Origin of the sequence: Neorhizobium turbinariae (assembly GCF_023223505.1) — a bacterium.
Classification (GTDB): Bacteria; Pseudomonadota; Alphaproteobacteria; order Rhizobiales; family Rhizobiaceae; genus Neorhizobium; species Neorhizobium turbinariae.
In genome coordinates this window covers 203,618-225,821 of record NZ_JALPRY010000018.1, presented here as the reverse complement: position 1 = coordinate 225,821, position 22,204 = coordinate 203,618, and the positions used below count along the sequence as shown (strand labels likewise).

Genomic DNA, 22,204 nt, shown 5'->3' with positions numbered 1-22,204 from the left:
TCTCCTAGATTTCGTCCATGAACATGTCGCGGATCGCCATCAGCCGCTGGTGCCGCTCAGCCGCGAGTGTACGCCCAGTGGCGGTCTGGAACCCGTCCGCCAGCTTGAACAGCTTCACCTCGAAATGGTCGATGGCATAGGATTTGTCGTCCAGCGGTCGCTGCTTTGCAAGCGGATCGATCGGGTCGTAGAGGCCTGACGCCATCCGGCCGGCGATGTAGAAACAACGCGCCGCACCCACCATGCCGATGGCATCGAGCCGGTCGGCATCCTGCAGGATCTTTGCTTCCAGCGTTTCCGGCGCGATATTGGCGGAAAAGCTGTGGGTGAGAACGGCATGCGCCACCGCCTCCACATCCGCCGTGCTCCAGCCGAGGTCGGTCAGGATCTGCGAGGTCTTCTCCGCCGCAAGCCTGGACGCCTGCGACCTGAGCGGCGAGTTCTTTTCCACCGACACGCAGTCATGCAGCAGCACCGCCGCCGCGAGGATCGTCGCGTTCCCGCCTTCCTCCGTCTGGATGCGCATGGCGTTCTTGAAGACGCGCAGGATATGGGCAATGTCGTGCGAGCCGTCGTCGCCTTCGGCGGCAAACGGGATCAGGCGCGCCGCAAGCTCCTCATGCGGTGCAAAGGCAGAACTGATGGAAGCTGTCACGCCGTCTTTTCCCCGTTGTCGGCCGGATGATCGGTCTTCTTCACCAGGATCCGCTGGTAGAACAGCCCGATGCCGATCAGGACTGCGCCAAGCCCGATGAAGGACAGCGCCCGCAGGATGCCTTCGAGGTTCGACATGTCGATGAGGAAGACCTTCGCCACAGCCGTCAGCACCAGCGCCGCAGATGCCAGCCGCAGGCTCTTTGCATCAAGCCGTGAGCCGAGCACGAGCAGCAGCACGCCGATCAGCAGCCAGACCACCGAATAGGTATAGGTCTCGCCGGCGAGGAAGCCCTTCCAGTCGGCAATGTTCTCACCCTGCCAGAAGCGGCGCACCGAAAGCGTCGCCCACAGGAAGCCGAGGATCGCCCCGGCCACCGCCAGCATCGCCACGTAAGGCTGCGGGCGGCGGTCGCGCGCCTGGTAGGCGACGATCCCATAGGCCAGCGCCGGCAGGAGGTAGCCCAGGAACAGCAGGTTGAAGAACGGCCAGGGGCCGGTGTTTTCGCCGCTGAAGAAGGGGTTCAGCGCAAAGACATGCAGCGACAGTACGTTGAGCGTCGCCACCACGCCGGCCAGCATCGAGCCCCAGCGGAAGACCGGGCTCGGCGACTTGAAGTCGAGCATCATCAGCACGCCGGAGAAGCCGACGGTGACCAGCGTATAGATCGACTGCTCGCCGAGCGTTGGCGTGCGGCTGTCGAGCACGCCGCCATTCATCGCGTGGCGCACCAGCACCGCGACCGTGATCAGCGCAGCAAGCGAGGCAAGGGCCTGCATCACGTTGCGGATGCGCACATCCGGCGAGTCCTTCAGCATCCAGGCGGTAACGATCGCAAGCAGCGTCGGGATGCCGTAGCCCGGCAGCAGCGCGTTGAAGAACGGCGTGGTGCCAAGGCTGCTCGGGCCGATCAGCGTCGGCTCCCAGGCAATGCGGCCGAAGACGATCAGGATCGCGGCCGCCATCATCCAGGGCAGCGCGGGCCAGGTCTTCACGCGCATCGCCAGCACATAGGCAAAGCCGAGCAGTGCCACCCCGATCGTTGTGGTGATGCCGTTCGTCAGCGTGTGCAGCGCCAGCGCGAAGCCGGCAAAGGAGCCAGCGACGAGCAGGTTGGCCGGCCAGTCCATGGCGTCAGGCGCATCGTCGGTCCGGCGCGACAGCCATTCGGTGCCGGCGAGCAGCACCAGCCCGAGCGCCAGTCCATAGAGGCCATGCGTCCAGTCGCGGCCGAGATTGCCGAAGTTGAGGAAGCTGATCGTCGCCAGCGTCACCGGCACCGCTGGCATCAGGAAAGCCCAGAGCATCGAGAACTCGCGCTCGCGACGGAAGCGCCGCAGGAATGCAAACCCAAGCAGGGTAAAGACGCCGCCCAGCAGCAGGCTGACAGCTATCTCCGGCGTGAAGGTCTTGATCGGTGTTTCCTGGCCGGCGATCGGCGTCGGCGCATAGAAGTCGAGCCAGGTGAGGGCGGTGCCGGCAACCGCGAGCACTGCCCCGGCGGCCGCATTGATCGCTGCCCATGGCGCATAGACATGGCTCGCGCCCACTGCCGCCAGCGCGGCGATCACCGCGCCTGAGGCAAAAAGCATGTCCGCCGTCGGCGCAGCCGGCACGGCCAGCATGGCGAGCGCCGGCAACACCGTCATCAGCGAGAGCGAAAGGATGACCTTGAGCGGCGGGCGCCGCAGCAGGCCCCACCAGCCGGGCCGACCGTCGTCTGCCAGTGCATACGCGTTGCCGGGCCAGAAGAAGCCGGTCCCGGCAATGGTGACGATCATTGCGAGCGCCGGCGGCAGCGGGTCGAAGGGTTCCACACCAATGACATAAAGCGTCACCCACAGCCCCATGCCGATATTGGCGAGCATCGGCGCCACGGTCCATTCCCGGATGCGCGAGGCGGCGCTGACGGCAAGCCAGGTCAGCGCCAGGAAACCGAAGAGGGCATTGGCATTGGGTTCCTCGGTGGACACCAGCGCGGGCGTCAGCAGCGAGGCCAGCAGGCCGAGCCCCGCCAGCGCCTGCCCATGCAGCAGCGAAAGCGCGATCGTGCCGAAGGAGATCAGTCCGAGGAGCAGGAAGGCGGTGGCCGGCCCGATGAAGTCGTAGATCGCATGCGCCGCAAATGTCGCGCCAAGCAGCGTCACGGCGCCGGCAGCGGTGAGCGCGCCTGGCACCATGGCATTGTTGAAGCGTTCCGACATCTGCGGCATGGCGCGCCGGCGCAGGATCTCGCCACCGGTGATCAGCACCAGGCCGAAGAGGCAGGCGAGCGTCAGGCGGGCGGCGGGGCCGAGCAGGCCAGCCTCGATCGAGTAGCGTACGAGGAAGATGCCGCCGAAGGCGAGCGCCACGCCACCAACCCACACCGGCCAGCGGGCGCCGAGGTAGCTCTCAAGGCTCTCCTTGCGGCGGCCAGCGTCGGCTTCTGCAAGTGTCGGCTCCTCGACCGTCTCGACGATTGCCGGCATTTCGGCCATCGCGTCCGGCGCGGCCGTGGCAGCCTCCGGTTCTGCGGCGGCATCGGTGCCGATCACCGCTTCCAGAAGCGCTTGATCGGAAGCCTCTGCAGGCGCCACCTGGCGGCGTGAAAGCTCCACCTTGACCGCCTGTACCTCCTTCTCCAGCTCGGAAACGCGGGCCGACGTGCGGCGATGCATGCCGACCATCGTGAGCACCAGAACAAGGAGGAGGATTTCAATCATCGGCACGCTCACCTGACAGTTTTGTTCCAAGGGTTATACAGTCGGCTTGGGAAAGAAGGGAAGCGCCAACCATTGCGTGCAAATTCATCAGCGGCCGGTGGAAAGTGTTGTTATTTTCCGTCACTTCTCTATTTCATGGGCAAGCGCTTGGACTTCAACGAATATCCGGTCCAGGTTGGTGGGGCTGGACGGGGACGGACATAGATGACGGAATCCAAGGGGATCACCAAGTCACCCACGGGTATCGATGGTTTCGACGAGCTGACGCTCGGGGGGGTGCCCACCGGCAGGCCGGCGCTCGTCTGCGGCTCGGCCGGTTGCGGCAAGACGCTGTTTGCCTCGACCTTTCTTCTGAACGGCGCGCGACAGTTCGATGAGCCGGGCGTTTTCGTCACCTTCGAAGAGCGCCCTGTCGATATCATCAACAATGTCGCGTCCCTCGGCTTCGAGATGGACAAGCTCATCGACGAGGGCAAGATCTGGATCGAGCATATCGCGGTCGATCCGTCCGAAGTCGCGGAAATTGGCGATTACGATCTCGAGGCGCTGTTCCTGCGGCTGGAACTTGCCATCGAGCAGGTCGGCGCCAAGCGCATCGTTCTCGATACGATCGAAAGCCTGTTTTCCGCCTTCACCAATCCGGCCATCCTGCGTGCCGAGATCCGGCGCCTGTTCGACTGGCTGAAGGACCGTGGCATGACCACCGTCATCACCGCAGAACGTGGTGATGGTACGCTGACGCGCCAGGGGCTGGAAGAATACGTTTCGGATTGCGTTCTGCTGCTCGACCACCGTGTCCACAACCAGGTCTCGACCCGCCGCCTGCGGATAGTCAAGTATCGTGGCACGGCGCACGGCACCAACGAATATCCGTTCCTCATCGACGAAGATGGCTTCTCCGTCCTGCCGGTCAGCGCGCTCGGCCTCAACCACAAGGTCTATGACGAGCCGATCTCGAGCGGCATCGCGGATCTCGATGCGATGCTGAGCGGCGGCGGTTTCCATCGCGGCAGCAGCATCCTGCTGAGTGGCGTGGCGGGATCCGGCAAAAGCTCCGTCTCGGCCTGTTTTGCAAGTGCCGCCTGCGCGCGTGGCGAAAAGGCGCTCTACTTCTCGTTCGAAGAGTCGGCGGCACAGTCTGTGCGTAACATGCGCTCGATCGGCGTCGACCTGCAGCCATACATGGACACGGACATGCTGCGACACATTGCTGCCCGTCCGACCTTTTACAGTCTGGAAATGCACCTGGCCGTGATGTTGCGCGAGGTTCAGCGTTTCGGGCCGTCGCTGGTGGTCCTCGATCCGATTTCCGCCTTTATCGGCAATGCCGACCAGCTGGAAGTTCAGGCCATGCTGTTGCGGATGGTCGACTTCCTCAAGTCGAACGGCATTACCGGCGTTTTCTCGCACCTCATGCATTCTCAGGACGGCGCGACTGAAACCGATGTGGGCATGTCTTCGTTGATGGATGCATGGATCTTGCTCCTGAACCGCGAGGCAAACGGCGAGTTCAATCGCGAGCTCTATCTGCTGAAGGCGCGCGGCATGTCGCACTCCAACCAGGTGCGCGAGTTCGTGATGAGCGACACGGGCATCACGCTCATCCCGCCTTACCTCGGCGAGGGGCGTGCGCTCACCGGCTCGGCCCGGCGTGCAGAGGAAGCAAAGCTTCGCCGCGCGGAGCTTGCGCGGCGCGCGGAAGTGGAGCGGCTGTCGGAATCTGTCGAGAAGCGCAGGAGGCAGGCGCAGGCGCAGATCGAAGCCTTGCAGGACGAGATGCAGGCCGACGAGGCGGAACTCAACCGCTTGCGGTTGGAAGAAGAGAATTACCGGGCGCAGCTGGAAGCCGACCGCGCTCTCATGGAACAAAGCCGTCGTGTTTGACGGAAGGATTTGACAATGCAGGACGCTACAGAATTCGCCAGCCCGAACGAGCCCTTGAAGCTTGTTCTTTACGTCGCCGGCCAGACGCCGAAGTCGCTTGCCGCGATCGCCAACCTGCAGCGCATCTGCGACGAAAACGAACCGGGCAAATATGCCGTTGAGGTGATCGACCTGAAGAAGGCGCCACAGCTTGCCCGCGAGCATAACATCGTGGCCATTCCGACGCTGGTACGCCAGCTCCCGACTCCGATCCGCAAGATTATCGGTGACCTGTCCGACCGCGAAAAGGTTCTGGTGCACCTGAAAGTGGGCGACGAATAAGGATCTGGAGTGATGGGCATGGCGATTGCGGTATCGGCCTACGATAACTTGAGTATGGACGAGCTTCGCCGCCGTCTGGAAGAAGCGGAAGACACGCTGCGGGCTATCCGCGAGGGTGAGGTCGACGCGCTGGTGGTGCGCAACCCGCGCCGCGAAGACGAGGTCTTCACGCTCGAAGGGGGCACCTCCTACCACAGCTTCATGGAGGCCATGGACCTCGGCGCCGCAGCTTTTGATGACAGCAATCGCCTGCTCTATGCCAACAAGGCGCTGCGCGAGTTGCTGCACCTGCCGGACGATACGATCGACGCCAGCCATATCGCCGCCGTGCTTGACGAGGAAACGCTTGTAACGGTTCGCGGGCTCATCGAGGCGGCGAAACAAACGAAGCAGACGGCCGAGATTGCGGTTGTCGTGGATTCGCGGGAGATGCAGCTGCTGGTTTCGGCCGCTCCCCTGCAGCTCGGCGTCACCCGCGGCCTTGCCGTTACCTTCACCGATATCACCGCAAAGGTGCGCGCCGCTTCCGCCGAGGCTTCCGAGCGCGCGGCCCATTCCATCATCGCCTCGGCCAACGAGGCGGTCGTGGTCTGCGATACCAACGGCGTCATCACCCATGCCAACGCAGCGGTGTCCGCAATCTACAACGGCAACCCGGTTGGCGAAGTCTTCTCCGATATCATCCCGCTGAAGCTGACCGACTCCACCGGTCTCTTGCAGACGGAAGACATCGTGTCGCTTGCCGTTTCCGGCACCTCCGTCCAGGGCATCGAAGCCGTCGCCTCGCAGGCGCCCCGCGTCAAGGACGTGTTGTTGTCGGCAGCACCGCTTCGGGTCGGCAGCGACAAGGTGAGCGGCTGCGTCATCACCATGGTCGACCTGTCGCAGCGCAAGGCAGCTGAAAAGCAGCAGCTTCTCTTGATGGGCGAGCTCGACCACCGCGTGAAGAACACGCTGGCGCTGGTGATGTCGATCTGCAAGCGCACCGCCTCGACGGAAGAAACCGTGCAGGGCTTCCAGGCCGCCTTTACCGGCCGCATCCAGGCGCTTGCCGCCACCCACAACCTGCTCGCCGACCGCAGCTGGTCGTCGATCTCGATTGCGGAGATCGTCAGCGCCGAGCTTGATCCCTTTGTGTCGAGTGCTCAGGCCCGCCTGAAGGTGGAGGGCATCGAGGCCAAGGTGCTGCCGCGCGCGGCCATTGCGCTCGGCCTTGTCATCCACGAACTGGCGACCAATGCCGTCAAATACGGCGCGCTTTCCAATGAGACCGGCCGCGTGCAGGTGAAGGTCACCCGCAACGAAGGCGAAGCCTGGCTCGGCATCGAATGGGTCGAGAGTGGCGGCCCGGTCGTGCACCCGCCGAGCAAGCGCGGCTTTGGCCAGACGGTCATCACCCGCAGCCTGCAATATACTTCAAACGGTGGGGCGGATCTCGAATATCCGCCCGAAGGCCTCCGCTGCCGGATTCGCATCCCGGAAGAGGATCTCGTGGCAGCCTGATTGCCGACGCTGTGGAAAAGACCGCCAGCCAACCATCCTCAAGCCTCGCGTGACCAAACGTGAGGCTTTTTGCTGCCAGAGAATGCAGGCAATGCACAGGAAATAATCACACAAAAAACATGATCACTTTGTATGCATTTTCGACTTGCGCACGAGCAATAGACACGGTTGAAATACCCCCGATAACAAAACCTTCAGGGGGCAATTTTCATGATCTCGCGCAGAATGCTTTCCAAGCTGTCCGCCGTCGCCGTTCTGGCGCTCGGTGCCGGCTTCTCTCTTCCCGCCGCGCCGGCGCTGGCTGAAACCGCCGTCAAGCTGACGCTGGACTGGAAGTTCGAAGGTCCGGCCGCCGGCTTCCTGCTGGCGCAGGACAAGGGTTACTTCAAGGCCGAGGGTCTGGATGTCACGATCGACACCGGCAACGGCTCGGTCGAGGCGATCCCGCGTGTCGCAACCGGCGCCTACCAGTTCGGCTTCGGTGATATCAACTCGCTGATCAAGTTCCTCGACGAGGACCCGAGCCAGAAGATCAAGATGATCATGATGGTATACGAGCGCCCGACCTTTGCGGTTGTCGGCCGCAAGTCGCTCGGCGTCACCACCGATCCGAAGTCGCTCGAAGGCAAGAAACTCGGCGCACCGCCGCCGGATGGCGCATTTGCCCAATGGAAGGCCTTCAAGCAGGTCGCCAATATCGACGACTCCAAGATCACGCTGGAGTCGATCGGCTTCCCGGTGCGCGAGCCGATGCTGGCGCAGGGCCAGGTTGATGCCGTGTTCGGCTTTGCCTTCTCGGTCATCCTCAACCTGAAGGCCCAGGGCGTGAAGGACGAGGACATCGCCACCATCCTGATGGCGGAAAACGGCCTCAACCTCTACGGCAACGGCGTCACCGTCAACGCCGACTTCGCTGAAAAGAACCCGGATGCCGTCAAGGGCTTCATGCGTGCGCTTGCCAAGGGCTTTGCCGATGCCGTCGCCAATCCGGAAGAAGGCGTGGCAGCCGTCCTGAAGCGCAACGAGACGCTGAGCAAGGACATCGAGCTGGAGCGCTTGAACATGGCGAACGCCATGAACATCAAGACGCCTTACGTCGTCGAGAACGGCTTCGGTGGCATCGATGCCGAGCGCCTTGCAGCGTCCATCGAGACGCTGAAGCTTTCGATGGGCCTCAAGGGCAATGTAAAGCCGGAGCAGATCTTCGACGCCAGCTACCTGCCCGCCAAGGAAGAGCGCATGCTGCCGTAAGGCTCCGCTTGCCCCTCAGCCTAACCCTCTCCCCGCAGGCGGGGAGAGGGGTCTGACAGGAGAAGGGACCCCGACGCGGATGAGGGGCGATCAACAGGCGATCGACAGGAAAGATGAACTGCATGCACCACCTCGTTTCCATTGAAGATGTCGACATGCGTTATGGCGGTGCGGCGGGAACACTCGCCGTCTCGGGCCTCAACATGAAGGTGGGCAAGGGCGAGTTTGCGGCCGTTGTCGGTCCGTCGGGCTGCGGCAAGTCCACCCTCATGAAGCTGGTCACCGGGTTGCATCTGCCGCAGCGCGGCGCGGTGCTCGTGGCGGGCAAGCTGGTGACCGAACCGGTCTCGATCGTCGGCATGGCCTTCCAGAACCCGACCATGCTGCCCTGGCGCACGACGCTCGACAACATTCTCCTGCCGCTCGAGATCGTCGAGAAACATCGCCACCGGCTACGGGCACATAAGAAGGAATATGTCGAAAAGGCCGAGCACCTGCTCGAGATCGTCGGCCTGAAAGGTTTCGGCTCAAAGTTTCCCTGGCAGCTTTCCGGCGGCATGCAACAGCGCGCCAATCTCTGCCGGGCGCTGATCCACGAGCCGGAACTGCTGATGCTCGACGAGCCTTTCGGTGCGCTCGATGCCTTCACCCGCGAGGAACTCTGGTGCGTAATCCGCGACCTGCACGCCGCCCAGGGCGTGACCATCGTACTGGTGACGCATGACCTGCGCGAGGCCACCTTCCTCGCCGACCGGATCTTCGTGATGAGCGCCCGCCCGGGCCGCGTCCTCAAGGAACATGTCGTGCCATTCGAGCGGCCGCGCGACCTCGAAGTGATGTACGAAAAGGGGTTCAACGACATGGTGCATGAACTGCATGGCGAAATCGCCAAGGCGAGGGTGGCGGCATGAGCGCGATTGCAGAAGAAAACAAGCCCGCAGCACCCGTCGCATCCATGTCGTCCGGCATCGCGCTGGTGAAGCTGGCGCCCTGGCTCTACACGATCGGCCTGTTTGCAGTTTGGGAACTGCTGGTTATCTTCCTCGACATGCCGCCGACCATCCTGCCGGCGCCGTCGCGCGTCTTTGCGGCAATCGTGCAATACTGGTCGCCGATCTGGAAGAACTCGCTGCAGACGCTTTACACCACCACTGTCGGCTTCGCGATTGCGGTGGTCGCCGGCTTGGGACTTGGTCTCTTCATCGGCTGGTCGAAGACCATCTATGCCGGGCTTTATCCGCTGATGATCGGCTTTAACGCCATCCCCAAGGTCGCGCTGGTGCCGATCCTCGTCATCTGGTTCGGCATCGGTGCCGTGCCGGCCATCCTAACCGCCTTCCTGATTTCCTTCTTCCCGATCGTCGTCAATGTCGCGACCGGCCTTGCCACCATCGAGCCGGAAACCGAGGACGTGCTGCGGGCGCTCGGAGCACGGAAGATGGACATCATGCTGAAGGTCGGCATCCCGCGTTCGATGCCGTATTTCTTCGGATCATTGAAGGTGGCAATCACGCTTGCCTTCGTCGGCTCCGTCGTCTCCGAAACCGTCGCCTCGAACTACGGCCTCGGCAACATGATGAGCTCGGCCCAGAGCATGTTCAACGTGCCGCTGGTGTTCGCGGGTCTCCTGATGCTCGCGATCGAAGGCATCGCCATGTATGCGTTGATGGCCTGGGTCGAGATGCGCATGACCGGCTGGGCGCACCGCTCGTCCATGTCGCACTGAAGCATATGTTGTCGCATTTACATCCGGCGAACTTGTCGTCGGATGAAAAACGTTGGCTGAAGCTTCAGCAAGGCATGTGCAGTTAGAATTGTCCGTACTTCCTTAAGAGTTTTCCAGCAAATCTGGCACCTTCAACGGGTCCTTTTGGCTGGAGTATTAGGTGAAACGTCCTTCAGTAAGACTATCCTTAATTAGTGCCTTTGCATGCCTTTCTCTTTCCGGTGCAGCTCTTTCAGGTACCGGGATCTACGAAATGTTTGAGCTCGACTCCAAAACGGACACGATTGCGACGGATCTGCTTCCGCGTCTGGCGCAGTCGAAGGACATCGATGCCGCGGTTGCGAGCCTTCGTCTGGCTTATGTCCAGCACATCATCTCTCCGGACAATACCCTGGCGCTGGAGGCCGAAGCCAAGATCGCCGCTGAGCGCAGCCGCATTGAAAAGGCGGTCGCGGACTCCGAGCGCGTGCTTGGCCCGGGCGATACCCGCCAAGCCGAGCTGCTGAAGGTGATCGGCGAAAACTTCACCAACCTCGTCAAGGCAGGCGACGAAGTCGTCACCCTGTCGCGCAATGGCAGCGAACGTCAGGCAAAGCTCGCCTTCAACCGCGATGTCGAACCCTTTGGCAACCAGATCGCTGAAGCGGCGCTGGCGCTTGTCGCGCTGAATGACGCGAATGTCGCCAAGTTCGCGCGGGAAAGCGAAGAACTGAAGCAGAGCGGCCTGACGATCTTCTACGGTCTCAGCATCTTCACCGCACTCGTCGGTGTGCTCGCCATGGTCTTTGCGGTGCGCGGCATCGCAAACCCGATCCTGCGCATCGATGGCGCCATGCGCCGCCTTGCGCAAGGCGATACCCAGTCCGAAATCCCGTTCACCGGCCGGACCGATGAGGTCGGCTCGATGGCCGGTGCCGTTGAAGTGTTCCGCCAGGCAGCGATTGCCAACAAGCGCCTGGAAGAGGAAGCGGAAGCGGCCCGCCGGCAGGCTGAAGCCGACCGTATCACCGCGCAGCAGCGTGCCGAAGCCGATGCGGCCGAACGCCTGCGCGCGGCGACCTCCGGCCTTGCGGTCGGGCTGCGTCGCCTTGCCGAAGGTGATCTTGCCTTCCAGCTCGAGGAAGCCTTTGCGCCGGACTTCGAAGGCTTGCGCCACGACTTCAACCAGTCCGTCCGCCAGCTCGCGGATACGCTGACGACGATCTCGCACAGCATCCACGGCATGGACAACGGCACCCGCGAGATCTCCACGGGTATCACTGCGCTTTCGAAGCGCACCGAACAGCAGGCAGCGGCGCTGGAAGAAACTGCAGCGGCGCTCGACGAGATCACCGCCAACGTGACAAGCTCGGCCAAGCGCACGGAAGAAGCCCGCACCATCGCGGTGAAGGCAAACGAAAGCGCCGCAAGCTCCACCGAAGTCGTGCATCACGCCGAAGATGCGATGCGCCGCATCGAGGATTCCTCGCAGCAGATCTCCAGCATCATCGGCGTGATCGACGAGATTGCCTTCCAGACGAACCTGCTGGCGCTGAATGCCGGTGTCGAGGCGGCCCGCGCCGGTGATGCAGGCAAGGGCTTTGCCGTTGTCGCACAGGAAGTGCGCGAATTGGCCCAGCGGTCTGCCAAGGCTGCGAAGGAAATCAAGGAGTTGATCCAGAACTCTGCCGGCGAGGTTGAAAACGGCGTCACCCTGGTGCGCAAGACCGGTATCGCGCTCGGCACGATCGGCGGCTTCATCTCCGAGATCAATAAGCACATGGACGCGATCAGCCTTTCGGCACGCGAACAGTCGACCGGCTTGGCGGAAGTCAATTCCGCCGTCAACGCCATGGACCAGACCACCCAGCAGAACGCCGCAATGGTCGAAGAATCGACCGCGGCTGCGGCAACGCTGGCGGCCGAGGCCGAGAAGCTTCGTGACCTCGTGGCGCGTTTCCAGCTCGATGGCATGGCAAGCGGTGCGGTGAGCGCGCTGCGCCACACGGCGTCTGCCATGGCAGCACCGGAAACCTCTCGCACCCGTCGCGCACAGGCAGCACCACGTTTTGAAGGCAATGCAGCGGTTGCTGCACACGACTGGCAGGACTTCTAGGCCAGTCCGTTTGAACTGTCATGCGGGGGTGTAGGTCAACCGCACCACGTCCCCGCCGATCCTCTGGCTGTCCACGAGGCGCAGCCGCGGCCTCGGGCCGGCAAACAACGGCTGGCCGCTGCCCAGCACCTCCGGATGGATGTAGATACCATATTCATCCACCAGCCCAAGCTCGCCCAGCGCCTGCGCCAGTTCCGGCCCGGCCACCTCCATCTCCCCGTCACGATCCGCCTTCAGACTTCGCACCGCCGCCTCGAGGTCATCAGAAATGAGCATCGCATTCGGACCCACGGCCTGGAGTGTACGTGACACGACCCATTTTGGCTGGGCGCGCCACGCCTGTGCATATTCCCGCCGTGGTCCATCCCACTCGGCATGCTCGTCGTCCCAATAGCGCATCGTCTCATACATGCGCCGGCCGTAGATCAGGCCGGAAAGGCTTCTGACATCATCGATATAGTGCCGGAACAGCGCGGCATCTGGCGGTCCCATCCTCATGTGATCGATGTAACCGTCGAGCGACTGGTTCAGCGCAAAGACCAGCTTGGCCATGCACCCACTCCTCCCGTTGAGCGGCGGGATCGTAGCTCAGCATCCCTTCCGCAGCAACGCAGGCCAAAAGACCTTTACATCCGGACCATCTGGACTATGTTCAGCTTAAGTACGAAAGGAGAGCCACGTGGAAGTAGCTGCCAAACGACATGATGCCGAGGACATGGCGGCGGTTGCTCTGAAGGCCTTCGGCAACGTGGCGAGCGAATGGCGCCTTGCCCTGCATGAGGCGGCGGCACTTGCCGATATGTCCGAGAGCACCTGGAAGCGGGCACGCAAGCCCGGTTACACCGGCGGCCTCGGCAAGGACCAGATGCTGCGGCTCAGCGCCATCATCGGCATCTACAAGGCGCTGAAGCTTTATTTCAGTGAGCCGATCGCAGCGCAATGGATGACGCTTCCAAACAGCGGGCCACTGTTTAACGGCGCCCGCCCGGTCGATACACTCATCGAGGAGGGGCTGCCGCAGTTCCTGCGCGTCCGCAACTACCTCGATGCCCTGCGGGGTGGACAGTGATCGTCACCACGCTGCGCGAGCGGGGCCTCGTGCGGCTCATCCCGGCGACCTACCACAAGCCGCCCAGCCTGCGCGGTCTTGTCGACAGCGATACCGAGCTGGACATCCTGACCGAGATTGAAGGCATGACCAGCGCCCGGCTGACCGCGGAACGCGGCCTCAACCTGCATCTCGACCGTCGCGAACTTGCCTGGAAGCGGCGCAAGCATGACCTGCAGGTCTATGGCAACAGCCACATCAACGCGGCCTTCACCTACACGCGCGCCGGCGGCAATCGCTTCAACGACGAAAGCCGTGGCGCCTGGTATTGCAGCTGGGAGACGATGACCTCCGTCGCCGAAGTCGCGTTTCACCGCACCCGCGAGCTTCGGTATGTCGGCATCTTCCATGACACCGCCCGCTACGTTGAACTTCTGGCAGATTTCATCGGCGAGTTCGCCGACATCACCGACGAGCCGGGGCATCCCTCGCTGAACGCGGATCCGGCTGTCGGCTACCCGCAAGGTCAGGCTCTGGCCGAACGGCTACGGCGCGAGGAGTTTCCGGGCCTCATCTACCCGTCGGTGCGGCACGAGGGTGGCCGGTGCCTCGTGGCCTTTGAGCCGACGGCGATCCGCAACGTGCGACCGGGGGGCTCTTGGGATTTCGTCTGGACGGGTTCGGAAGATTTCACCGTGCAGGGCGTCTGAGCCGCCGGATTCATAAGCTCAAGGTTGCGCATCGGGTCCGGCCTCCTCGTTCAGGCCGGACCCGATGCATCCTTTCCTTCAGGTCCGCACGCTGCCCGGTTCGTCCGCGCCCAGGGGCGCCGGAGGTCCGCTCTCACCGGGAGCATCGTGGGAAGATACCTGAGGGTCTGGAATTCCTTCGGGCTGCTTGCCGAAGGCAAGTTTCGCCGCCTTCGTCAGCTCACGGCTGGAAATCCACCAGTCGCTGCTGCTTGTCCAGTAACGAAGCGTAATCGTGGCGCCACCAGCGTCAAAATCCGCCACATAAACCACCGGCGGCGGGTCCCGCAGCACGCGCTTGTCGCGCCCGGCAAGCGCCATCAGCTTGGCTTGCGCGCGGGCAAGATCGTCGGTCGCCTCGATCCGCACGCTGATCTCGTTGCGGCGCGTCGGGCGGCGGCTGTAATTGGTGATCGGCACGTTCCACAGCGTCGAGTTCGGTGCCAGCCGGTAGACGCCGTCTGAGGTTTTCAACTCGGTGGCAAACAGCCCGACATCCACCACGATGCCCTGGATGTTGCCGGTCTCGATCGATTCCCCGACGCGAAATGGACGAAGCACGAGAAGCATGATGCCGGCCGCGATGTTCTGCAGCGTTCCCTGCAAGGCAAGGCCCACGGCCAGGCCGATCGCGCCGAGCGCCGCGAGAATCGAGGCCGTCTGCACGCCGAACTGGCCGAGCACCATGACGATGACCAGCACCATGATGGCGTACCGGATGATGTTGGCGAAGAACTGCGAAAGCGTCGCATCGATGCCGTGGATGCGCGACAGGCCATTATGCGCCCAGCGGCTGACGACACGTGAGATCAGCCAGCCCAAGATCAGCAGGATGATCGCACCGATGACGGAGAAAGAGTATTGGACCGCCAATGCGCTCAGCTGCGCAAGTGCTGCGCGCGTCGCAACGACGAAACCTGACGCTTGCTCCATTCGGCCGGCCTTTGGACTGTTCCTGAAGGTCTCGTAATTGGCGCAACCCCACCGGAGGTCAAGGCAATCGGGTGATGTTTTTTGGTTTTCTGTAAGCTGCTGGAATCGCTAGCTATTACGAATCAACCGTCGCCCGCAGCGGCAACACGAAGGAGGCGCGTCCATCAGTCTCCGCACCGCGGCCAATGGCCTTCACGGCAGCGATCAGCCGGCCATTGCGGCCGAGAATCTTGTCGCCGAGTTCAATGAGCCGTGGGTTTGGCGTCGCATGCGGCGCCGCCTTGCGCAAGCGTTTGGCAAGGGCCGCATCATCCTCTTCGGGATGAATGGCAAGCACCGAGATGAGTGCAGCGGCCGGAGAGCGCGACACACCCATCCAGCAATGCACGACCATTGGCGTCTGCCCGTCCCACTCGCGCACGAATTCGATCAGCCGCTCCACATGCGCCGCACTTGGCGCCACCAGGTCTCCAGTGCCGGCAAAGGCGATGTCGTTCATCGCGAGCTTCAGGTGCCGCTCAGGGCTGATGAGGCCGGGCCGGTGGAAATCCTGCTTTTCGGCGATCAGGCTCACGAGGTGCGTGGCGCCGTGACGGACGGCAGTCTCGGCAATGCTGGCAAGCGGGCAGACGATGATCTTGCTCATGCGGGTGTGCCTGCACCACGCATCGCCTCGATCTCGTGGAAACGCGCCAGCATCTTTTCCTGCGCTTCGAGCGCCGGCATGGGCTCGATCGGCAGCATGTCCGCCGAGATACCGCGTGGCTGGCCAAAATATTTGCGCGCTTCGGTGATCGAGAAACCTGCGAGTTCCGTCGCCTCGAAATACGCGGCGACCGTATCCGCCTTCTTGATCAGCGCCTTCAACTCGCGCGACGGATGTGGCGGCAGGCCGAACCGGAGGTGGATCGCTGCCTCCAGCCGCTGCTCCACCGCCTTGTACCCGCCGCCAACCACCGACTTGAACGGCGAGATCATGTCGCCGATCACATATTCCGGTGCATCATGCAGCAGCGTCATCTGCAAGGCGTCAGGCCCGAAGGCCGGGTTCGTCCGCTTGAAGATCTCCTCCACCACCAGGCAGTGCTGGGCGACCGAAAAGGCATGGTCGCCGCGCGTCTGGCCGTTCCAGCGCGCCACGCGCGCCAGCCCATGGGCGATGTCGGAAATTTCCACGTCGAGCGGCGAGGGGTCGAGCAGGTCGAGCCGCCGACCGGACAGCATCCGCTGCCAGGCGCGCGCCGCGACCACTTTTGCTGTGCCCGCCACTGGGGTCACTGTTCGGCCTCTTGCGCATCCGTCGGAAACGAAAGCTCCGTCCATTCCGGCAGGGAGAGCGTCACAGGCACATCCCCGGCGGTGATCGGCGTGCTTGCCGTGATCGCGTCACCGACGCGATCAATGCGCACGATGGCAAGTGCCTTGTTGCCCGCCACCGAGCCGAGCGTGCCGACCGGCTTGCCGCCGGCAATGATCTCCGTGCCAGACGCGGGAAGGGCGCCTTGGCCGGAGACGAGCGCCACGCGACGGCGGGCTGTGCCACGGTGCTGCATGCGCGACACGACTTCCTGGCCGACATAACATCCCTTGCGGAAGGACAGGCCGTCCGTCTTGTCGAGAAGCACGTCGTGGGGAAAGGCGTCCTGCAACGCGTAATCGGGGCCCGCGGAGGGAATGCCGCTCTCGACCCTGAGCGTGAGGTATGCGTCTTCCGGCCCGTCCGTGTGTTTTCCGGGCTTGCGTGACAACTCCATGCCAGCCTTTCCGAAGGCTGCGTCCTTCACCTCTGCATTACCTGCATCGTCGCCCCAGAACAGGCTGACACCCTTTTCGTCCGCGGTGGTGATCGTGACAGCGGCGCGCAGCTTGTACATGGTCAGACGCCGCACCAGCGCTTCGACCTGCTCGTTATCCGTCTCGACCAGGAAGCCGTCTCCCTCGCGCCAGATCAGGAAGTCAAAGAGGATCTTGCCTTGCGGCGTCAGCAATGCGCCCGGCCGTGCCTGGTTTGGCGGCATCGATTCCACGTCGGTGGTGATCAGGCCCTGCAGGAAATCCTGCGCCTCCGGTCCGGAGACGCGCACGAAGCTTCGGGACGGAAGATAGGCGGAAGGCATGGGAAGAAAATCCGGTTTCTCGATAGCCGAGAGTTAAGACGTCCGGCTGGTCGGGACAAGATGCTTGGCGGGGAGAGGCGGCGGAAGGTGACAACCGGGTCAGTCGCCGCCGGAGAAGAACTTCCACTTGCCGTCCGGCGCAATGCCGAGCCGGAAGAAATTGTAGTTGCCGTTCTCTTCCATGCCGGCGAGGTCACCGGCGGTGACGATGCGAAGCAGGTCGACGCGTTCCGGCGGCGTCAGCGTCTTCAGCGGCTTGCCGGCAAAATACGGCCAGACATATGCCTCGTCCGGTGTGCCGGCGTCGAAACGTGCGGTACCCGTCGACAGGATATCGAGCATGATGGCGAGCAGTTCCTGGCCTTCCGCATCGCCCGAGAAGTTCTTGAGCGCGTCGATCGGGTCATCGAACTCGTTGTTCATGACAGTGGTCTGGGTGTCGCCGGAGCCGAACAGCGGCCGCAACCGCTCGATATCGCCGGAGGCGGCGGCTTCGACGATCTGCTCGCGCATCGCCTTCACAGGCGCAGGAAGCGTCGACAGGTCATGGATGATCTCGACGGGGGCGTCATCGGCCTTGGCGGCCGGTTGTTGCGCCGGCTGGGCAGGTGCCTGCGCATCACCCGTGCCAGTGCCAGTGCCAGTGCCAGTGCCAGTCTCAGTCTCAGGGGCTGCTTCCGTATCCGATTCAGCTTGCGGGCCGGAGCGATCGATCGCCGGTCCCGGCGATGGCAACGTGGTGCCCTCGAAAGCCTCGAGGACGAATTCTTCGGCTGGCTCCTGGTGTTCTGCCGACTGGTCTTCGAAGGCGGGCGCGATCTGCGAAAGCGCAAACGCATTGCCTGCCGCAAGCGAAAGCATGCAGGCCATCGCCGTTGCGGCTATCGTCTTCGCCAATGTCGTGGACTGTTTCGTTTCCGCTGCGCCGTGCATGGAAACCTCGCTTGTTATTGCAGCTTCCGCTCCGGAGAGAATTCGCCGGCCAGCATCCGGTCTCTCAGGGAATCCAACAGGGCTTCGGCACCAGTTTCACCATGGATGCGAATCGTCTCGCGCATGGCGAGAACGAGCGCGGCATCGGCAATGATTTCCGGCTCGATGCCATCGGCGCGACCGTCTGCCCAGGCTTCACTCTGATACTCCAATGCAACCTGCATCTTCTCATGCACAATCATGTCGTCGATGTCGTTGCGGCCTGTTTGCATTCTATCGTCCTCGGCGTCGTTTGATTACTAGCCCGTTAAAAACTTTAGCAGCCTTTTATCAAAACGACACGGGCTGCTGCCAAAAGAGGTAAATAATCCTCTAATTTCCAAAGCGCCCGGCAATTTCTGTGGCAAGTGTTGCGCCTTCGTTACGGTAGCGCTCTTCGGCCGTGCGCGCCGCGTCCGTGCATGAGGTATGGACGGATGCAAAGGTGCGGTAACCGCGGTTGAAGGCGGCGGTCAGCCGCTCGCGCCGCTTCGGTTCGTTGGCGGTATCAGAATCAAGAAGCTGCTGCATCGACTGACGCCAATCGGGAGCTGCGGGTGCGCCACACAACCGGCGCAGATAGGTGATCGAGCCGAGCACTTCGGAAAGCCGGATCAGTTGCGCGTCGTAAGGCGCGGGCTTTTCTTCGGCCGGCGCAGCCGGCGGCGGTGGCGGGGGTGTTGCCGCCTTCTGCTTGGAAGACTGCGCGCCTGCAGGCGGCGCCGCTGACAGGGTCAGCAGCGCAATGCAGGTGATGTGGGCAATCTTCTTCATGCAGATGTCCAGGTGACGATTCTCTTGTGTTTAGCGGGGTTTGGCGTCTGCCGCCAGTCTCTCGGCGCATTCAAGCACACTGGGTGGAACCGGAAGCGAGCGGATCTCGTCCACCGTGTACCAGCCGGCCTCTGCGGCATCGTCGGCGGCAATCGCCTCCATGTTAATATCCGCCTCTACCCGGAAGACCGACAGGAAGAAGTGCTGCCCGCCAGCCTTCTCGCTCTTCAGGTCATAGGTCGCAAACAGGGTGGGGCTGTGCGCCTGGATCCCAGTTTCCTCGTAGAGTTCCCGTAGCGCCGTTTCCGCCGCCGTTTCGCCAGGCTCCGCGCGCCCTCCCGGAAAGGCAAACAGATCGGCCGACGGCGGGTTGATGCGCCGGACCAGCAGGAACCGCCCATCCCGTTCCAGGATGGCGGACGACGCAGCTTGTGGCGCGGGCATGGGTGGGGCCATTACTTGGCCGCCGCGTTCTGAGGAACGACTGTGAGGTCATAACCGATCGCCCGGATCACCTTCAGGATCGTGGCAAATTCCGGGTTTCCATCCTCACGTAGCGACCGGTACAGGTTTTCCCGTGAAAGCCCGGCATCCTTGGCGATCTGGGTCATGCCGCGGGCGCGCGCAACTTCCCCAATGGCCGCGGCAATGTCCGCCGGATCACCCTCCTCGAACACGGCTTCCAGGAAGAGGGCAACCCGCTCATCACTATCCAGGTGCTCGGCGACATCCCACTTTTTCGTCGTCACTGTCATTGTTTAACCTCGCAGTTCGTCGGCCAAGGCCTTGGCCGACCGGATGTCGGTGGATTGCGTGGACTTGTCACCGCCGCACAGGAGCAGGATCACCGTCTGGCCGCGACGGATGAAATAGATCCTGTAGCCGGGACCGTAATCGATCCGCATTTCGCTGATGCCTGACCCGATGGGCTTTACATCTCCCGCATTTCCACGCGACAAGCGAAAGATGCGGGCGTTGATCCGAGCCTTCGCCCGCTCATCTCTAAGCCTATCGAACCAGGACGAGTAGACATCGGTCTGCAGGATGTCGATCATGCACCAACGTAGCGTGTAAGCTACAAATCCTCAAGTGCCGCCACATGAAAACCTACGCGCTTTACGCCATTGCCGCACTTGCCGAAATCGCCGGCTGTTACGCCTTCTGGGCGTGGTTCAGGCTTGGCCGCTCCGTCTGGTGGCTGGCGCCGGGAGTGCTGTCGCTGGTCGTCTTCGCCTGGATGCTGGCGTTGGTGCCGAGCGAGGCTGCGGGGCGAACCTTCGCCGCTTATGGCGCGATTTATATCTTCGCTTCGGTTCTATGGCTCTGGGCGGTCGAGGCGCGGGTGCCGGATCGCTGGGATATCCTGGGCGCAGCAGTGTGCCTCGTCGGCGGCGCGATTATCCTGTTTGGGCCGCGGAGCGCCTGACCCTCCTCGCTTGACCCCCATCGGGCGCAATGCCATCTCTGGGCCATGTGTGGACGTTATGCGCTGACGGCTGATTCCGACGAAGTCTACGAGTTCATGAACGCGCTGGGTGAGGGTGCTTTCCCGGCGCGCTACAACATCGCGCCGACCCAGCCGATCCTGATCGTCGTATCGTCGGAGCGTCGACAGCCGGGCAGTAACCTGCCGGAGCGTCAGGCGGTGCTTGCCCGTTGGGGTTTCCTGCCGGGCTGGGTGAAGGATCCCAAGGATTTCCCGCTGCTGTTCAACGCGCGGGCGGAAACGGCCATCGGCAAGGCATCGTTCCGGGCCGCCATGCGGCACCGCCGCGTGCTGGTGCCGGCGAGCGGCTTTTACGAATGGCGCCGCCCGCCAAAGGAAAGCGATGCCAAGCCGCAGGCCTACTGGGTCCGGCCGAAGCGTGGCGGCATCATTGCCTTTGCCGGGCTGATGGAAACCTGGTCGTCGGCCGATGGCTCGGAAGTGGATACAGCCGCCATCATGACCACCAAGGCCAACAAGACGATGCGGCAGATCCATGAGCGCATGCCGGTGGTCATCCAGCCGGAGGATTTCGAGCGCTGGCTGGAGTGCAAGACGCAGGAGCCGCGCGAGGTGGCGCATCTGATGCAGCCGGTGGAGGAAGATTTCTTCGAGGCGGTGCCGGTGTCGGACCTCGTCAACAAGGTCTCCAACATGGGGCCGGAGTTGCAGAAGCCGGTACCGGTGGCAGAGCCGGTGGAGCCCTCTGCCGCAAAGGCGAAAGCGGATTCGCGCCAGATGTCACTGTTCTGAAAGCCGCGGGCCGCGGCTGGGCAGATTGAACCGCTGATGAGCGGCTGGTTGCGAACTGGCCGCCTGGGGTAAAAGCTCAGCCGGCGGGGTTGAGCTTCGGCGTGCGCTTCAGCATCAGCGCTGCCGCAACGACGGCCTTCAGTCCGAGCGGACGGTAAGGCGTGGTGAGTTCAGTCTTCGTTTCGGCCGTCTTGCTGGTCTTCTCGCTGCTCATCGATCTCTCCTCTCGCACGCGATTCATGGTCTGCTTCGCGCTTTCCGCAGCAAAACCGGCGGAATCGTGACGGGCAGGCGCTGTTTGGCACCTGCCCGTTCTAGGAGCGTCATCTTGTCGCAGACTGTTGCGGGAAAGATGCAGGATATGGGGCGGGAGCCTCCGCCTTCAGACGGTGGTGTGCTCGTCCTCGATGGTGATCGTGCCGTAGCGGCGATGCCAGGCGCGGGCGCTGAACGGCAGGATGCAAAGATAGGCAACCACGGTCACCGACAGCACCTCCCAGGTATAGCTCATCAACAGGGCGACATAGAGCACGGCGACAAGCAGGGCCGGCAGCATCAGGTCGCGGCGCAGGCTGCCGGATTTGCCGGACCAGACCGGCAGGCGCGAGATCAGCAGGTAGCCGATCAGCAGCGTGTAGAGCACACTGCCATAAACGAAGATGCCCGACAGCTCGACGCCGAGGAAGCCAAGATAAACCGGCAGCATGACGAGAAGCGCACCCATGGGCGCCGGCACGCCGACGAAGAATTCCGACTGCCACGGTGCCTTGACGTCGCGCTCCGCCATCACGTTGAAGCGGGCGAGCCGCAAACCCGCTGCGATCGCGTACAGCAGGCAGGCGATCCAGCCAAGCGAGTGGGCGCCATCGAGCAGGAACGCGTAAGAGACGAGAGCCGGCGCAACACCGAAGTTGATGATGTCGGCGAGCGAATCCATCTGCACGCCGAAGTTCGACGTGGCTTTCAGGAGCCGCGCCACCCGGCCATCGATGCCGTCCAGAAACGCGGCGAGCAGCACCATCGAGACTGCCAGCTCGAAGCGCCCTTCGAAGGCGAGCCGGATGCCTGTCAGGCCGGCACAAATGGCCAGGACGGTGATCAGGTTCGGCACCATCAGGCGCAGCGGGATCTCGCGGAAGCGCGGCCCGCGGGCAATGTCATTCGACTTTTGCGCGCTGTGATGTGGCTGCGGCTCGGGCGAGGGCGAGGCTGGCGTCTCCATGAGTGTCGGT

26 protein-coding genes are annotated in these 22,204 nt (G+C 62.9%); 11 read left to right on the top strand and 15 right to left on the bottom strand.

Going from position 1 to position 22,204, the window contains the following annotated elements; all coding sequences use genetic code 11:
- Positions 1 to 4: 4 nt before the first annotated feature.
- Both M0654_RS17045 and M0654_RS17040 read right to left on the bottom strand, forming a co-directional pair.
- A complete protein-coding gene (locus M0654_RS17045; protein WP_248684121.1) occupies positions 5 to 655 on the bottom strand; it encodes an HD domain-containing protein in 651 nt (216 codons plus the stop codon).
- Positions 652 to 3,360 (bottom strand): DUF2339 domain-containing protein, encoded by a 2,709-nt coding sequence (locus M0654_RS17040; RefSeq protein WP_248684120.1) that lies wholly within the window; start codon positions 3,358 to 3,360, stop codon positions 652 to 654. The genes M0654_RS17045 and M0654_RS17040 overlap by 4 nt, the downstream gene beginning before the upstream one ends.
- A 204-nt stretch (positions 3,361 to 3,564) precedes the next feature.
- Between M0654_RS17040 and kaiC the strand changes: the two genes are divergently transcribed.
- From kaiC to M0654_RS17005, 7 genes are all read left to right on the top strand, one after another.
- Entirely contained in the window at positions 3,565 to 5,244 is a 1,680-nt protein-coding gene (gene kaiC / locus M0654_RS17035) for a circadian clock protein KaiC (protein WP_248684119.1), read from the top strand.
- 15 nt (positions 5,245 to 5,259) lie between these two features.
- Complete coding sequence (locus M0654_RS17030; RefSeq protein WP_248684118.1) at positions 5,260 to 5,565, top strand: circadian clock KaiB family protein; 306 nt, start codon at positions 5,260 to 5,262, stop codon at positions 5,563 to 5,565.
- An 18-nt stretch (positions 5,566 to 5,583) separates the two neighbouring features.
- Positions 5,584 to 7,068 carry a sensor histidine kinase gene (locus M0654_RS17025; protein WP_118849100.1) on the top strand — a complete coding sequence of 495 codons (1,485 nt, stop codon included), beginning with the start codon at positions 5,584 to 5,586 and terminating at the stop codon, positions 7,066 to 7,068.
- Positions 7,069 to 7,278: 210 nt separating this feature from the next.
- The gene (locus M0654_RS17020) at positions 7,279 to 8,319 is read left to right on the top strand and encodes an ABC transporter substrate-binding protein (RefSeq protein ID WP_118849101.1); all 1,041 of its coding nucleotides are present in this window, start codon (positions 7,279 to 7,281) and stop codon (positions 8,317 to 8,319) included.
- 122 nt (positions 8,320 to 8,441) lie between these two features.
- Positions 8,442 to 9,230 (top strand): ABC transporter ATP-binding protein, encoded by a 789-nt coding sequence (locus tag M0654_RS17015; RefSeq protein ID WP_199925201.1) that lies wholly within the window; start codon positions 8,442 to 8,444, stop codon positions 9,228 to 9,230.
- Positions 9,227 to 10,045, top strand: coding sequence for an ABC transporter permease (locus M0654_RS17010; protein WP_118849102.1), 819 nt, complete (start codon positions 9,227 to 9,229; stop codon positions 10,043 to 10,045). The genes M0654_RS17015 and M0654_RS17010 overlap by 4 nt, the downstream gene beginning before the upstream one ends.
- A 160-nt stretch (positions 10,046 to 10,205) precedes the next feature.
- Complete coding sequence (locus M0654_RS17005) at positions 10,206 to 12,140, top strand: methyl-accepting chemotaxis protein (protein WP_248684117.1); 1,935 nt, start codon at positions 10,206 to 10,208, stop codon at positions 12,138 to 12,140.
- Between the two features lie 18 nt (positions 12,141 to 12,158).
- Here M0654_RS17005 and M0654_RS17000 read toward each other — a convergent pair whose 3' ends face one another.
- Positions 12,159 to 12,692 (bottom strand): dihydrofolate reductase family protein, encoded by a 534-nt coding sequence (locus tag M0654_RS17000; protein ID WP_248684116.1) that lies wholly within the window; start codon positions 12,690 to 12,692, stop codon positions 12,159 to 12,161.
- A 127-nt stretch (positions 12,693 to 12,819) separates the two neighbouring features.
- On the opposite strand from M0654_RS17000, the gene M0654_RS16995 reads away from it, so the two are divergent.
- Positions 12,820 to 13,209: an MbcA/ParS/Xre antitoxin family protein gene (locus M0654_RS16995; RefSeq protein ID WP_248684115.1), complete on the top strand. Its 390-nt coding sequence runs from the start codon at positions 12,820 to 12,822 to the stop codon at positions 13,207 to 13,209.
- The gene (locus tag M0654_RS16990; RefSeq protein ID WP_248684114.1) at positions 13,206 to 13,898 is read left to right on the top strand and encodes an RES family NAD+ phosphorylase; all 693 of its coding nucleotides are present in this window, start codon (positions 13,206 to 13,208) and stop codon (positions 13,896 to 13,898) included. The genes M0654_RS16995 and M0654_RS16990 overlap by 4 nt, the downstream gene beginning before the upstream one ends.
- Positions 13,899 to 13,976: 78 nt before the next feature.
- Here the strand turns inward: M0654_RS16990 and M0654_RS16985 are convergent, their stop codons facing one another.
- The 10 genes from M0654_RS16985 to M0654_RS16940 all read right to left on the bottom strand — a co-directional run bounded on the left by M0654_RS16985 (position 13,977) and on the right by M0654_RS16940 (position 19,788).
- Complete coding sequence (locus M0654_RS16985) at positions 13,977 to 14,870, bottom strand: mechanosensitive ion channel family protein (protein ID WP_248684113.1); 894 nt, start codon at positions 14,868 to 14,870, stop codon at positions 13,977 to 13,979.
- 115 nt (positions 14,871 to 14,985) lie between these two features.
- Positions 14,986 to 15,516 (bottom strand): tyrosine phosphatase family protein, encoded by a 531-nt coding sequence (locus tag M0654_RS16980; protein ID WP_248684112.1) that lies wholly within the window; start codon positions 15,514 to 15,516, stop codon positions 14,986 to 14,988.
- Complete coding sequence (locus tag M0654_RS16975; protein ID WP_248684139.1) at positions 15,513 to 16,094, bottom strand: YfbR-like 5'-deoxynucleotidase; 582 nt, start codon at positions 16,092 to 16,094, stop codon at positions 15,513 to 15,515. Before M0654_RS16975 ends, M0654_RS16980 begins: the two co-directional genes overlap by 4 nt.
- Before the next feature lie 50 nt (positions 16,095 to 16,144).
- Positions 16,145 to 16,987: a CAF17-like 4Fe-4S cluster assembly/insertion protein YgfZ gene (ygfZ, locus tag M0654_RS16970; RefSeq protein WP_248684111.1), complete on the bottom strand. Its 843-nt coding sequence runs from the start codon at positions 16,985 to 16,987 to the stop codon at positions 16,145 to 16,147.
- Positions 16,988 to 17,086: 99 nt separating this feature from the next.
- Positions 17,087 to 17,920, bottom strand: a complete 834-nt coding sequence (locus M0654_RS16965; protein WP_248684110.1) for a hypothetical protein — start codon at positions 17,918 to 17,920, stop codon at positions 17,087 to 17,089.
- A gap of 14 nt (positions 17,921 to 17,934) precedes the next feature.
- Positions 17,935 to 18,192 carry a hypothetical protein gene (locus M0654_RS16960; protein WP_118849112.1) on the bottom strand — a complete coding sequence of 86 codons (258 nt, stop codon included), beginning with the start codon at positions 18,190 to 18,192 and terminating at the stop codon, positions 17,935 to 17,937.
- 100 nt (positions 18,193 to 18,292) lie between these two features.
- Complete coding sequence (locus M0654_RS16955; protein ID WP_248684109.1) at positions 18,293 to 18,733, bottom strand: TIGR02301 family protein; 441 nt, start codon at positions 18,731 to 18,733, stop codon at positions 18,293 to 18,295.
- Positions 18,734 to 18,763: 30 nt separating this feature from the next.
- Positions 18,764 to 19,177, bottom strand: coding sequence for an NUDIX hydrolase (locus M0654_RS16950; protein ID WP_248684108.1), 414 nt, complete (start codon positions 19,175 to 19,177; stop codon positions 18,764 to 18,766).
- 11 nt (positions 19,178 to 19,188) lie between these two features.
- Positions 19,189 to 19,488 (bottom strand): addiction module antidote protein, encoded by a 300-nt coding sequence (locus tag M0654_RS16945; RefSeq protein WP_248684107.1) that lies wholly within the window; start codon positions 19,486 to 19,488, stop codon positions 19,189 to 19,191.
- 3 nt (positions 19,489 to 19,491) lie between these two features.
- Complete coding sequence (locus M0654_RS16940) at positions 19,492 to 19,788, bottom strand: type II toxin-antitoxin system RelE/ParE family toxin (protein WP_248684106.1); 297 nt, start codon at positions 19,786 to 19,788, stop codon at positions 19,492 to 19,494.
- A 44-nt stretch (positions 19,789 to 19,832) separates the two neighbouring features.
- Between M0654_RS16940 and M0654_RS16935 the strand changes: the two genes are divergently transcribed.
- Positions 19,833 to 20,159 carry a YnfA family protein gene (locus M0654_RS16935; protein ID WP_248684105.1) on the top strand — a complete coding sequence of 109 codons (327 nt, stop codon included), beginning with the start codon at positions 19,833 to 19,835 and terminating at the stop codon, positions 20,157 to 20,159.
- A 45-nt stretch (positions 20,160 to 20,204) separates the two neighbouring features.
- Complete coding sequence (locus M0654_RS16930; RefSeq protein WP_248684104.1) at positions 20,205 to 20,972, top strand: SOS response-associated peptidase; 768 nt, start codon at positions 20,205 to 20,207, stop codon at positions 20,970 to 20,972.
- 76 nt (positions 20,973 to 21,048) lie between these two features.
- On the opposite strand, the gene M0654_RS16925 is transcribed toward M0654_RS16930, so the two are convergent.
- Complete coding sequence (locus M0654_RS16925) at positions 21,049 to 21,186, bottom strand: hypothetical protein (protein WP_199925203.1); 138 nt, start codon at positions 21,184 to 21,186, stop codon at positions 21,049 to 21,051.
- Between the two features lie 168 nt (positions 21,187 to 21,354).
- The gene (locus M0654_RS16920) at positions 21,355 to 22,194 is read right to left on the bottom strand and encodes a CDP-alcohol phosphatidyltransferase family protein (protein WP_248684103.1); all 840 of its coding nucleotides are present in this window, start codon (positions 22,192 to 22,194) and stop codon (positions 21,355 to 21,357) included.
- Between the last annotated feature and the right edge of the window lie 10 nt (positions 22,195 to 22,204).